We start from the raw sequence: 12993 nt of genomic DNA, 5'->3' as shown, positions 1-12993 counted from the left end.
TATATTTTTCAACATATTTTTCATACACATTGTGACAAGAAGTGACAATTATTACAGCGATGTAACATTTTTTATGAAAACATTACACACACAGTGAAAATAATAGTATACTAGTACGTACATAATGTTATTTTCATCATTTTTATACAAAAAATGTAATACATATATTTATACATAAATTTCTGGGGGGAAATACATGAAGCTAAGTAAAATACTGATTGGTTCTGCAATTGCTGGGGGCATATTACTTTGTGTAGGCGGTGTTGGGGGATATCAATATGTATCCAAATTAAATAATCAATTAGATACTACTGCATTACCAAATACTACATTTGAAGGTATTTCTCTCGAAGGAAAAAATAAGAAAGATATTCAAGCAATTATTAATAAAAAGGTAAATGAGTTAGATCAAAAATCCCTTACCTACATATTCCAAAACGATAAACAAACTTACACATGGAAAGATTTAGGGATAAATTATAAAGAGAAAGATATTATTGACAAAATCTTCAAAGAACAAGAAGGAAACGTAATGAATCGTTACAAAATGCGTAAGCAAGCTGAAAACGGTGAATTAAAACGTGACTATAAATTAACACCACAATTAAATGCAACAGCTTATGAAACCTTTATAAAAGATAAATATAATGAAACATTAAAAAATCCTGTTAATGCAGAATTGAGTATTGAAGGCTCAACAGTAAATGTTAGTCAAAGCCAAAACGGAGAAAAAATTGATAAAGGGAAACTAAACGGTTTAACAAACGAAGCTATTACTACTGGTAAATCAGATGTTACATTGCCAGTTACATTTATAAAACCAGAACGTTCTACAGAAGACATACAGAAAATGGGTATTAAAGAAGTCATCGCTGAATATTCTACTCCAATGGCCGGCCGTAACGGAAATCAATCATTTAACGTAAATAAGTCAGCCAATACTTTAAGTGGGGTTATTATCGCACCTGATGAAACGTTTAGTTTTAACGGCCGCGTTGGCGTAACTGATGCTGCACATGGTTATAAATCTGCAGCAGTATATTCACAAGGTAAAGTAATACAAAGTGCAGGCGGAGGAGTTTGCCAAGTCAGTAGTACTTTATACAGCGCAGCTTTAAGGGCAGATTTAGGCATTGTTTCTCGAAGCAATCATTCTATGCCGGTAAATTATTTACCACTTGGGCAAGATGCAGCAGTAGCAGATTATGGTCCAGATTTAAAATTTAAAAATAATACGGGCAATCATATTTATATTCAAGCATTTTCAAATGGAGGTAGTATTACTACACGCATTTTCGGTACAAATACTGGTAAAAATGTTGAAGTTTCTTCTCAAGTAATTAGTAGGACTAGTGATAAAATCACAGCGGTTACGTATAAAAAAGTAACACAAAACGGGGCAGTAATATCAAATGGACAAATTTCAAAAAGCGTATATAAAAGCGCTCCAAAAGAATAGATAATATCAACCGAATAGCATAAAGAAAAAGGCGTGATTTAATCACGCCTTTTTCTTTTGCAGTAATAGTAAAAAAGTTTCAAGATGGTCTTTCGTTTCTTCTAAAGACCACATACGATTCCCTTCCTTCGCAGCTAATACACACGCCTCTTCCCACACGTTCTTTTTCTTCATATTTATTAATTCATCACGTAATTTCAAAACGATTTCTTCGTCTTCTTGTTCAATAAACTCTTCCATCACGCTTACTATTTCATCCTCATGAATACTTAACGTACAGTACGATTTAAGAAAGTATTGTAATGTCGTATACATAATGTACTCCCCCTTCTTATTTATCAGATGGATAAGAAGTAATAATCTTAAACCCTAATTCTCCTGACTTATCTCTTGCTAAAACAGTAACAGTTTTTACCAACTTGTCTTTTACACTCATATTTTTCTTTATTACCGTTTTTCCAACCGGGAATGAATGTGTTGTATTTAATACGAGACGAGCCTCTTTAGAATTTTTTAACCAGTCTTGAATTTCCTTATCATGCTGCTTCAAACTATCTTTTACAGCTTTCGTTGCTATTTCCTTGTCATAGTATGTACTTGCTGCTGATACTTTATCTGTCTTCAAGCGATTCTTCAAATCTTCTTCTGATTTGCCTACATGTCTTTCAATCGTATGACCATTTTTAGGTGGCCCTTCCATTTCATCTAAAATATTATCACTAATTTTTTCTACTGATGTCGATTGATTCCCTGTTTGTTTCTCTGTTTTTTGTTCTTTTCCTGCACATCCACTTAAGATCAGCATTAGTGCCAATAAACCACTCAAGAAAAGACTACTTATTCGTTTCATCATATCACCTCTTTCATGATTATTATCGCAACTTCACTAAAAGTCAATTTCACAACGAAAAAATCTATCAGTTTTCATTTTTTCCATCTATTTTTCCATATTTACCCGCGCAATTTCATCAACCCTCTATTTTTCTACTTTTATAATATATACCCCCTATATTTTATGATTATTTCCCATATGAAAACACTGATAATATAACTATAGAACTCTTTTATATAAAGGTTTTTATAGTGTTTTTCAAAATAATTTAAGATACCCCTGTTTTTATATACCCAATACCTATATAAGGTATAAAGACCCCTTCTTATCAACGTTTTTCTACATTATGTAAATTTACCCTTGCCTATACAAACGAAATATGGTGTAATGCAAAAAAAGATAAAGGATTTTAAACAATGGCTGAAACGATTCAAAATTTCTTAACAGAATACTATTCAATCGCAATTCCACTTAGTATCTTAATTAACATCATCATTAGTCTTTTAGGTTTTATCCCTAGTATTTTTTTAACCGCCATTAATATACAGCTCTTCGGTGTAACAAATGGCACAATCATTTCGATCGCAGGTGAGGCCTTAGGGGCTATTATCTCGTTTTATATTTACCGCATGGGCCTTCAAAAGTTCACTCACGATAAAGTAAATAAGTACCCAAAGGTAGAGCGTCTTCTTTATGTACAAGGTAGAGAGGCCTTTCTACTCGTTCTATCGTTTCGATTGATACCTTTCATCCCATCAAGTATCGTGACTTTATTTGCAGCTCTAGGGAAAATGTCATTACTCTCCTTCAGTATTGCCAGTACAATAGGTAAAATACCGGCATTATTGATTGAAGTATATTCGGCATATCATGTTATGAACGGAACAAATGAAGCGAAGTGGATTGTAACAATCGCAGGTTGCATTGGATTGTTCTATTTGTGGAAAAAATGGAGAAAAAAATAAAGAAGGAGCCTATGCTCCTTCTTTATTTTTGAAGTATTTTATTAATAGCTGTCCCTTAAATCCTTAATTTACACCAACAGCACTAAATGATTGCTTCACTGCATTTACTTCTGCAGAGCTAGCACCATATAAATCCGCTGCAGCTTGTACTGCACCAGCACGAGCTTGGCTAAATGTAGTAGATTGCGTGAAATATTGTGTATTTGCACGGTAATAAATTGCACCTAACTTATCTTTACCAATGCCCGTTACAGTTACACCCGAATGCGTACCACCATTTGCTAATAAATAAGCTTGTTTGTTAATGATACCACTGTTTGTATGAACCCCACCGTTATCACTAGTACCAGTGTAACGCTTAGAATAATGGTCTGGGTCACCATATTTCGCTGGATCACTCATAGAGCGAAGCGCATCTCCTGCTTTACCAGGCGTGTAAATATCTTCACCAATCTCCCAATCTGGGTTACGGTTATCATAGAATTCTACTAAAGTACCAAAGATATCAGAAATCGCTTCATTTAACGCTCCTGATTCATTTTGATAAATTAAGTCCGAGCTATTTTCCGTAACAGCATGCGTTAATTCGTGACCAATTACGTCAATTCCACCAGATAATGAAGTGAATGTTACACCATCTCCATCTCCGTATACCATTTGTGAGCCGTTCCAGAATGCATTATTATACTTACTTCCGTAATGAACTGTTGATTTTAACGGTGCCCCTGCATCATTAATAGAGTTTCTATTAAATGTAGCTTTATAATAATCATATGTTTTACCTGCATAGTAATGAGCATCTACTGCCGCTGCATCATACGCTGCATTGAAAACATTATCTGCATCTAACCATAAAGTTCCTGGCAATGTAGTACGATTTTTCGCATCATATGTGAAAATCGTTGCTCCGCGCGTATTATCTTGTAAGTAGTAAGATGAGCCAGATAATGTTGTATTGAGTGATTTCGTATCTCCTAATACACCTTTACCAGTTCCTACTTTATTTGTTCCTGTTACAGGTTTTACTACTGCTTTCGCATCCTGTTTAGGAGCCTCTTGCTTAATTGGTGATTTATCTTCATTTGCTACATGATCCAATTTATTATATTTATTTAATACTTTACCGCTGTCTGCTTCAATGAAATAGTAGTAGTTTCCTGGACTTGGATCTAAGAAATTTAGATTTACAACATATGCATATGTTGTTTCTTCACCATTTTGATATACATATAAGTCCGCTTTTGGTTCTACCTCATATTTCGGTGTTACCCCTAAATCTTGCTGCGCGATTTCAATTGCTTTTGCGCCTTCAATCTTATTTTTATTTTTTAACTTTTCCTTTTTGTCTAAATCAGGTGCAACTGTTCCAGACAATACTTTTAAAGAACCGTCTTTACTTACGTGAGCTACTTGAGTAGAACCCCATACAGGTACTCCTTCGTAAACTTGTTGCATACGTACTACTGTTGAATCAGTTACAGCATCTTTCTTCACTTGTTTCACTTTGAAAGAATCTTGCGCACTCTTTTCCCCTAGCTTGTAATCACCTTTTGCTGCGTTTAAGTAATCAAACACAACAGATTCTGCTTTCTTACCAGTCGCTCCAGTTAAATCACCAGAAATAAACTCAGGTGACTGTACTGTCTCATTGTACTTCTTCGTAGAGAGTACATTTTTAGAATCCGCAAATGCAGAGCCTGTCCCTCCAAACGTTGTAACTGCCATTCCTGTCGCTAACACTAACGCTAAACTTTTCTTTTTCATGAACCTTCCCCCTAATAAAAATTTTTTTGAAAAAGAGTAGTTTCATATTAGCATTATGTTTCCACTATTAATATACTAAAAATTCAATTAATTTATTTCTCAAGTTTTGTAGAATTTTGAGGAACAAATATTGAAAAAACCCTTTCCGATTGGAAAGGGTGGAGATTATAAATTAACTTGTTCAACAGTTTTAGCTTGTTGACCAACAATATCAGGTTTACTGCTATATTGATGTATTCCTCCAGCAACTGTAAGAGTCAATATAAACGCCAATACTCCAAATACCATCTTTTTCATGTTTATTCCTCCTTATTATCATTCATTAAATCAATAACTAACCTATAATATCGATTACTTTCTTCAAATCTCGATAAACTGGAAAAATGTTCTGCTAGTTCAACGTATACTTTCTTTAATTCTATTTTATTTCCTGCAGATTTATACAACGGGATAGCCTCATTTTCCAAAAATGCTTTATAATCTTTTGCTTCTTCAAAATATTTATATCTAAGCATTAAAAGCAAATATAATTTTGCATTAAATCTCTCTTCCTGTTTTGCTGCATCAATTCCCTTATCAATTAATGTCCTTGCCTCTTCCAATTCTTCTAATTTAATGCATACTAATGCCATTTCGTATATTGTATCTAAATAGTTTAAATCTATTTGTTTTTGAAGTTGTAGACTATCTAAATAATATTTTTTCGCTTGCTGATATTTGCCTTTTTTATAATAGATACTTCCCATATTACTTAAAGTAATAGCTAATAGTACATCCTTATCAGCAAAAGATGTGGCCTCTCTCAATATACTCTCATACATTTTTAAAGCTTCTTCATACTGACCTTTTTCTGTATAACTTACCGCAATAAGGATTTGGCAATTAATTATGTTTCTAAACTTATATTCACTACGAAATCCTTCTAATGCCATATTTACAAAATGAATTGCAAGATGATGAATATCTAAATGAGTATATGCAAGCGCTATATTATAATACAAGCCTGTTTCATGATACCCTTGTTCTTTGGCCATTACTTCTGTTTTTAATAAGTAATCTAGCCCATCCTTCCATCTATACTGTAAACAGCACAATAATCCTCTACCATACATATATAACAACTTCTGAAATGGAGAATATTTTTTATATACCTTCTTCAACTTATCTAATTCTTCTTCGAGTGCAGAAATATCCCTTTTCATAATTAAATAACGTGTATACAGCAGTTTATAATAATTTATAATTTCAAAATCCAACACATGCTTCATTTCACCTTGTAACTCTTCATATATACGTTCTACTTGTTGCTTGTCCAAATGAACTAGTGCATTCAGCCATTCATCCAGCTTCCCCTTCACATCTTCTTCTACATCTCTCAAATCCGTCACGGCAATTTCTAGTCTTGTGCAGAGCAATTGTAGAATTTCTTCTGATGCTTCGATCTTTCCATTTTCAATCTTACTTAAGTATGAGACAGAACAAATGCCCTGACATAATTCTTCTTGTGTCATTTTTTGCTGAAGCCGTTTATAAAAGACTTGTTTGCCTATTTTTTCTAATGTTTGTTGCATTGTCCTCCTCCATTCTCATTACCCCATTACTCTAATAATACATAAAATTCGGAGAAATATAAATTGATAAATATAAATTTTCTAAAAAATATGCATAATTTCATTTTTTTCTCTCTTGACTTCACTTCAATATCTCTTCTTTGCTACGAATGGTGAAAAATTGGTATACTATAACCAAATTATGGAGGTGTTCTCGCGATGACTCATTATAAAGACGATAGTTATGCCTTACATACAGACCTATATCAAATCAACATGGCTTATACATATTGGAAAGATGGTATTCATAATCGCCGTTCCGTGTTTGATTTATACTTTCGAAAGCTTCCATTCGAGAACGGTTATGCTGTTTTTGCTGGCCTTGAGAAAATTGTAGAGTACATAGAAAATTTCAGCTTTACTGAAAGCGATATCGCTTATTTAGCAGAATTACAATTTGAAGAAGAATTCCTTCATTATTTACAAAATATGAAATTCACTGGGACGATTCGTAGTATGCAAGAAGGTGAAGTTGTATTTAATAACGAGCCTTTATTACGCGTTGATGCACCACTCGGTGAAGCACAAATTATTGAAACCGCTCTCTTAAATATTGTGAATTACCAAACATTAATTGCAACAAAAGCAGCCCGTATGAAACATGCTGCAAATAATGATGAGCTTTTAGAGTTCGGCACAAGACGTGCCCACGAGTTCGACGCTGCCCTTTGGGGGACGCGTGCTGCCTTTATTGGTGGTTTCTCCTCTACAAGCAATGTTCGTGCTGGGAAACGCTTTGGGATCCCTGTAGCTGGCACACATGCGCACTCGTTCGTTCAAGCATATCGCGATGAATACGTCGCATTTAAGAAATACGCTGAAACTCATAAAAAGTGCGTATTTCTCGTTGATACATATGACACATTGAAATCTGGTGTTCCAAATGCAATTCGTGTTGCAAAAGAATTTGGGGATCGTATTGATTTCTATGGTATACGTCTTGATAGTGGTGATATGGCTTATTTATCGAAAAAGGCACGAAAACTACTAGATGAATCAGGGTTTACAAATACAAAAATTATCGCTTCTAGCGATTTAGATGAATACACAATTATGCACCTTAAATCTCAAGGAGCAAAAATTGACGTATGGGGCGTTGGGACGAAATTAATTACGTCCTTTGAGCAACCTGCATTAGGGGCTGTTTACAAACTTGTTGCGATTGAAGATACTGACGGAAAATTAAATGATACGATTAAAATTTCATCTAATCCTGAAAAAATTACCACTCCAGGACTGAAACGAATTTATCGTATTATCAATCGGGTTAACGATCATGCAGAAGGCGATTATATTGCGTTAGATTCTGAAGAACCTGAAAAAGAAGAGCGCTTAAAAATGTTCCATCCAGTTCACACATATATAAGTAAATTCGTAACAAACTTTGAAGCCCGTGAACTCCATAAAGACATTTTCGTTAACGGTGAAAGAACATATGAACTACCAAGTATATTAGATATTCAACAATATAATGAACAGAGTCTCGCTCTATTTTGGGAAGAATACATGCGAACTTTAAATCCCGAAGAGTATCCTGTCGATTTAAGCCAAGAATGTTGGGATCATAAAATGAATTACATTCAAACTGTTCGAGAACAAGTTGAAAAAAACATACAAAAGTAAACAGAGAAGTTTCTCCTTCTCTGTTTTTTTCAATACTATATGGATATTTGTAAAAAATATATTAAAATAATAAGACGAATGTTTTTTATTTGTAAATTTTAATATTATACTATTTAAAAGTAAAATAATATTTGATATTATTTTATTGAATCAATTTCAACAAAATCACTAATAAAAAAGAGGACGCAGGTTGCGTCCTCTTTTTTATAAATCTTTCACTCGTAATACACGCATTGCATTTAACACTGCAAGTAGTGTCACACCAACATCTGAGAAAACAGCTTCCCACATTGTTGCAATACCAAAGGCACCAAGTAATAGAACGATCCCTTTTACACCTAAAGCAAAGATGATATTTTGCCACACTATACTTCTTGTGCGTTTTGCAATTTTTACAGCTGTCGCAATTTTTGAAGGCTCATCAGTCATAATAACGATGTCTGCCGCTTCAATTGCTGCATCTGATCCTAAACCACCCATCGCAATACCAACGTCTGCACGGGCTAATACTGGTGTATCGTTAATACCGTCACCAACGAAGGCAATTTTTTCTTTTCCATGCTTCGCTGCATCAATTTTTTCAATCTCTTCTACTTTTTGTTGCGGTAGTAATTCCGCATGAACTTCATCTAAGCCTAATTCTTTACCGACAGCTTCACCAACTGTTTTTGCATCACCAGTTAACATTACTGTCTTTTTAATACCTAGTTCTTTTAACTTTTGAATCGCTTGTTTCGAATCCTCTTTCACCTCATCAGAAATAACAATATAACCTGCATATTTTCCATCTACAGCAACGTGAACTAATGTACCTACTGTTTCTGGTTGTTTAAATTCAATATTTTCTTTTCTCATTAATTTTGCATTACCTGCAAAAATTTCTTTTCCTTGTACTTTTACGACTGTACCGTGACCAGAAATTTCGTTATAATCATCGATTATTTTTTCATCAATTGATTTTCCATATGCCTTTCGAATAGATTGGGCAATTGGATGGTTAGAATACACTTCAGCAAATGCCGCATACTCTAATAACTCTTCGCTTGTAGTACCTTCGCTCGGTTCCATTTTTGTAACTTTGAAAACACCTTTTGTTAATGTTCCTGTTTTGTCAAAAACAATATATTTTACATCATTTAAAGCTTCTAAATAGTTACTACCTTTTACTAACACACCACTTTTAGATGCACCACCGATACCTCCAAAGAATCCAAGAGGAATGGATACAACTAACGCACATGGACAAGAGATTACTAAGAACACTAAAGCTCTATAAATCCACTCAGAGAATGTAGCTCCTTCTAAAATAAGCGGTGGAATAAACGCCATGATCGCCGCTGTAATAACTACAACTGGAGTGTAGTAACGCGCAAACTTCGTAATAAAGTTTTCTGTTGGTGCTTTTTTACTGCTTGCATTTTGAACTAAATCTAAAATTTTCGATACAGTTGATTCACCAAACTCTTTTGTAACTTCAATTGTTAATACACCGTTTTGGTTCACAAAGCCACTTAATACATCATTTCCAACTTCAACTTCACGTGGTACAGATTCACCAGTTAATGCTGAAGTATCTACCATTGATGTTCCTTCAATTACTTTTCCGTCTAATGGTACTTTCTCACCTGGCTTAACGATAATATAATCGCCAATTTGTACATCTTCTGGTGATACTTGTTTCGTTTCATTCCCAATCTTTACATTCGCATAATCAGGACGAATATCCATTAATGAAGTAATTGATTTTCGAGAGCGGTTTACCGCAATGCTTTGGAATAGTTCTCCTACTTGATAAAATAGCATTACTGCTACGGCTTCTGAATATTGCTGAATTGCAAAGGCTCCTACAGTTGCAATTGCCATTAAGAAGTTTTCATCAAATACTTGGCCGCGAGTTATGTTTCTTACCGCTCTCCAAACGATATCTCCACCTATTAATAAATAAGCAAGGACGAATAACGGAATTGTTACCATTTGTGGTAAGCTCGCTAATGCAGCAATTGCTGTCAAAATTCCGCCGACCACTAATCTCCCTACCATCTTTTTCACGTTTGCTTCACCATGATCGTGACTATGTCCGTGGTCATGACCGTTCTTCTCTTCACGAACAACTTTCACATCTGGCTCTAACTTTTGAACGACATTTGTTATATTTGCTACAGTTGCTTCTAGTTCTCTTTTATTCGCAACTTCTACTCGTAGTTTCTTCGATACGAAATCAACAGTTGCTTCTGAGACAGCTGGCATTTCCTTCACTTTATTTTCAATTTTCATTGCACAGTTCGCGCAATCTAAACCTTCTAATATAAATACTTCTTTAGCAATTTTATTTTTTTGCTCTTCTTGCACTTTAATATGCGGTTCTAATTTTGTAACGAGTTGTTTTGCTTCCGTAACAACTTCGTTTTCTTTATTTTGTGCTGTTTCTAAGATCATTGTCTTTGTTGCGAAGTTTACAGAGCAAGAATTTACTCCTTCTATATTCCCAACACCTTTTTCAATTTTCATTGCACAATTCGCACAATCTAAACCTTCTAACATCAGTTTCTTTTTCACTAACGCTTCAGCCATCGTTCTCCCTCCTCGCGTTCTTTTTATTCTTCTTCGTTTACGTGTTCAAACGCTTGCTCGAAGATATGAATTACGTGCTGGTCAGCTAACGAATAATAAACAACCTTTCCTTCTTTACGATTCTTCACAAGTTTCGCTTGCTTTAACACACGAAGCTGATGCGAAATAGATGATTGTGTCATTCCTAATAAATAAGCTAAATCACAAACGCACATTTCAGCTTCAAATAGCGCATGTAATATTCTCGTACGTGTACGGTCACCTAATACTTTAAATAGTTCTGCTACTTTACTTAAACTTTCATCAGTTGGAATTGTTTGTTTTACTTGCTCAACAACTTCTTCATGAATTATCGTTTGAGAACATGTCTCTTGTGGTGTTTCTACTTTATTTCCAGCCATTATAGCTCACCTCTTTAATTGAACATATGAACAATCATTCATATATCTTATACTCTTATTATATGAGCGCCTACTCATATGTGTCAATGAAATCTGAATTTTTTTTATGAACATTTCGTTCACATTTTAGTAAGGCATATACATATTTTCCGCATCCTCTATATTCTCATACAAAAAAGGATGTACAATTCGCACACCCTTTTTTCATATTCCGACATAAAAATTCAACAAAGTAATATATGTTCCCTTTATTTCAACAAAAGAAAAAGCCTTGCGCGCTCCCTAGACGCACAAGGCTTACTGTGTTTATATCCCTTTAATTAGCTTGTTCTAAATTATCCTGCGAACTTCCATCGTCTTTTAAATGACTATGTTTTTTCGAATAAACAAAGTATACAACTACTCCAATCGCTAACCAAATACCAAAGTATATCCATGTTGTTAACGGTAAATTTACCATTAAGAATAGACAACATGCAATTGAAATAATCGGTAAGATCGGTACAAGTGGTACCATAAATCCACGTTGTAATTTCGGATGCGTTTTACGAAGAATGATAACAGTTACACCAACCATGGCGAATGTTAATAACGCTCCAATATTCGCTAAATTCGACAATTCTTTTAAATCGATAAATCCAGCAATTAAAGCACTACCAATTCCTGTTAACCAAACTGAAAATGTTGGCGCTTCAGTCTTCTTGTTAATTTTCGCAAAAGATTTTGGTAATAAACCGTCACGACTCATTGCGAAGAATACACGTGTTGTCGCATAAATGTAAGCGAAAATTACAGCCATAATACCGATTACAGCTCCAATAGCAATTACACCAGCCACTTTATCTTGTCCTACAACCTCTAACACATATGCCATCGCTTCCGGTACATCTAGCTCTTTATAAGAAACCATACCCGTCATAACGAGACAAACTACAACATAAATGATTGTACAAATAACTAACGAAGCAATAATACCAATTGGTAGATCACGTTGCGGATTTTTTACTTCTTCAGCAGAAGTTGCTAATGCATCAAATCCTAAGAAAGCAAAGAATACTGCTGCTCCCCCTGCGAACACTCCACTTAAACCGTAAGGTGCAAATGGTATCCAGTTTTCTGGTTTCACGTAGAATACACCAACTGCAATGAATAAAACAACAATACCAATTTTAATTAATACCATTATGTTATTCACACGCTTACTTTCTTTCGTACCTCGTGATAATAACCAAGTTATCACTAACGTAACGATAACTGCTGGTAAGTTTACCATACCACCTTGCGCTGGAATTGTTAGCAACGCTTTCGGAATTTCAAGTCCCAGTCCACTCACTAAATTATTGAAATAACCCGTCCATCCGCCAGCTACTGCGGCAGTCGTTACGACATATACGGATAACAATGTCCATCCCATTAAATGAGCAACAAACTCACCAATTGTTGCATACGAATATGTGTACACACTACCTGAAACAGGAAGTGTAGATGCAACTTCTGCATAACATAATGCTGCAAATCCACAAACAATTGCTGCAATCATAAATGAAAAAATAACTGCTGGACCAGCATCTCTTGCTGCTACTAATCCAGTTAATACTAGAACTCCTGTACCAATTATCGCACCAATCCCTAGCATTGTTAGGTCAAATGCCCCTAGCGTTTTCGTCAAAGTTTTACTTTTACTTTCCCCTAACAATTGCGTAACGGATTTCTTTTTAAATAGGTTGGCCACGATGTATGCCCCCTTTTACTAAGAAGAGCTAAGAGG

At 34.7% G+C, this 12993-nt stretch carries 11 protein-coding genes; 3 read left to right on the top strand and 8 right to left on the bottom strand.

Annotation, left to right across the window (positions count from 1 at the left end; translation table 11 throughout):
- Positions 1 to 196: 196 nt before the first annotated feature.
- Positions 197 to 1459: a VanW family protein gene (locus CQ064_RS26395; protein WP_000777368.1), complete on the top strand. Its 1263-nt coding sequence runs from the start codon at positions 197 to 199 to the stop codon at positions 1457 to 1459.
- Positions 1460 to 1501: 42 nt separating this feature from the next.
- Here the strand turns inward: CQ064_RS26395 and CQ064_RS26390 are convergent, their stop codons facing one another.
- Positions 1502 to 1774 carry a hypothetical protein gene (locus CQ064_RS26390; RefSeq protein WP_000288806.1) on the bottom strand — a complete coding sequence of 91 codons (273 nt, stop codon included), beginning with the start codon at positions 1772 to 1774 and terminating at the stop codon, positions 1502 to 1504.
- A 16-nt stretch (positions 1775 to 1790) separates the two neighbouring features.
- Complete coding sequence (locus CQ064_RS26385; protein WP_000822703.1) at positions 1791 to 2309, bottom strand: RNase A-like domain-containing lipoprotein; 519 nt, start codon at positions 2307 to 2309, stop codon at positions 1791 to 1793.
- A 398-nt stretch (positions 2310 to 2707) separates the two neighbouring features.
- Here CQ064_RS26385 and CQ064_RS26380 point away from each other — a divergent pair, with 398 nt between their 5' ends.
- Entirely contained in the window at positions 2708 to 3256 is a 549-nt protein-coding gene (locus CQ064_RS26380) for a TVP38/TMEM64 family protein (RefSeq protein ID WP_000852216.1), read from the top strand.
- Positions 3257 to 3319: 63 nt separating this feature from the next.
- Here CQ064_RS26380 and CQ064_RS26375 read toward each other — a convergent pair whose 3' ends face one another.
- From CQ064_RS26375 to CQ064_RS26365, 3 genes are all read right to left on the bottom strand, one after another.
- Entirely contained in the window at positions 3320 to 5020 is a 1701-nt protein-coding gene (locus tag CQ064_RS26375; protein WP_000730375.1) for a M4 family metallopeptidase, read from the bottom strand.
- Positions 5021 to 5185: 165 nt separating this feature from the next.
- Positions 5186 to 5317: a quorum-signaling peptide NprX gene (nprX, locus tag CQ064_RS26370; protein ID WP_000738910.1), complete on the bottom strand. Its 132-nt coding sequence runs from the start codon at positions 5315 to 5317 to the stop codon at positions 5186 to 5188.
- Between the two features lie 2 nt (positions 5318 to 5319).
- Positions 5320 to 6591 carry a tetratricopeptide repeat protein gene (locus CQ064_RS26365; protein WP_001187960.1) on the bottom strand — a complete coding sequence of 424 codons (1272 nt, stop codon included), beginning with the start codon at positions 6589 to 6591 and terminating at the stop codon, positions 5320 to 5322.
- Between the two features lie 198 nt (positions 6592 to 6789).
- Between CQ064_RS26365 and CQ064_RS26360 the strand changes: the two genes are divergently transcribed.
- Positions 6790 to 8253 (top strand): nicotinate phosphoribosyltransferase, encoded by a 1464-nt coding sequence (locus tag CQ064_RS26360; RefSeq protein WP_000150179.1) that lies wholly within the window; start codon positions 6790 to 6792, stop codon positions 8251 to 8253.
- Between the two features lie 204 nt (positions 8254 to 8457).
- Here CQ064_RS26360 and CQ064_RS26355 read toward each other — a convergent pair whose 3' ends face one another.
- From CQ064_RS26355 to CQ064_RS26340, 3 genes are all read right to left on the bottom strand, one after another.
- Positions 8458 to 10824: a heavy metal translocating P-type ATPase gene (locus CQ064_RS26355; RefSeq protein WP_000796571.1), complete on the bottom strand. Its 2367-nt coding sequence runs from the start codon at positions 10822 to 10824 to the stop codon at positions 8458 to 8460.
- Positions 10825 to 10847: 23 nt separating this feature from the next.
- Positions 10848 to 11225 carry an ArsR/SmtB family transcription factor gene (locus CQ064_RS26350; RefSeq protein WP_000918378.1) on the bottom strand — a complete coding sequence of 126 codons (378 nt, stop codon included), beginning with the start codon at positions 11223 to 11225 and terminating at the stop codon, positions 10848 to 10850.
- A gap of 316 nt (positions 11226 to 11541) precedes the next feature.
- On the bottom strand, positions 11542 to 12957 hold the full coding sequence (locus tag CQ064_RS26340; RefSeq protein ID WP_001284897.1) for an amino acid permease: 1416 nt from the start codon (positions 12955 to 12957) through the stop codon (positions 11542 to 11544).
- Positions 12958 to 12993 lie beyond the last annotated feature (36 nt).

The organism is Bacillus sp. MYb78, from assembly GCF_002975115.1.
GTDB classification, from domain to species: domain Bacteria; phylum Bacillota; class Bacilli; order Bacillales; family Bacillaceae_G; genus Bacillus_A; species Bacillus_A cereus.
This window is presented reverse-complemented; position numbering and strand designations above follow the sequence as displayed.

Excerpts from the sequence above, each read along its gene's own strand:
- nprX (WP_000738910.1), bottom strand. The coding sequence starts at position 5,317 with ATGAAAAAGATGGTATTTGGAGTATTGGCGTTTATATTGACTCTTACA.
- CQ064_RS26395 (WP_000777368.1), top strand. The coding sequence starts at position 197 with ATGAAGCTAAGTAAAATACTGATTGGTTCTGCAATTGCTGGGGGCATA.
- CQ064_RS26355 (WP_000796571.1), bottom strand. The coding sequence starts at position 10,824 with ATGGCTGAAGCGTTAGTGAAAAAGAAACTGATGTTAGAAGGTTTAGAT.
- CQ064_RS26385 (WP_000822703.1), bottom strand. The coding sequence starts at position 2,309 with ATGAAACGAATAAGTAGTCTTTTCTTGAGTGGTTTATTGGCACTAATG.
- CQ064_RS26350 (WP_000918378.1), bottom strand. The coding sequence starts at position 11,225 with ATGGCTGGAAATAAAGTAGAAACACCACAAGAGACATGTTCTCAAACG.
- CQ064_RS26390 (WP_000288806.1), bottom strand. The coding sequence starts at position 1,774 with ATGTATACGACATTACAATACTTTCTTAAATCGTACTGTACGTTAAGT.
- CQ064_RS26380 (WP_000852216.1), top strand. The coding sequence starts at position 2,708 with ATGGCTGAAACGATTCAAAATTTCTTAACAGAATACTATTCAATCGCA.
- CQ064_RS26365 (WP_001187960.1), bottom strand. The coding sequence starts at position 6,591 with ATGCAACAAACATTAGAAAAAATAGGCAAACAAGTCTTTTATAAACGG.
- CQ064_RS26375 (WP_000730375.1), bottom strand. The coding sequence starts at position 5,020 with ATGAAAAAGAAAAGTTTAGCGTTAGTGTTAGCGACAGGAATGGCAGTT.
- CQ064_RS26360 (WP_000150179.1), top strand. The coding sequence starts at position 6,790 with ATGACTCATTATAAAGACGATAGTTATGCCTTACATACAGACCTATAT.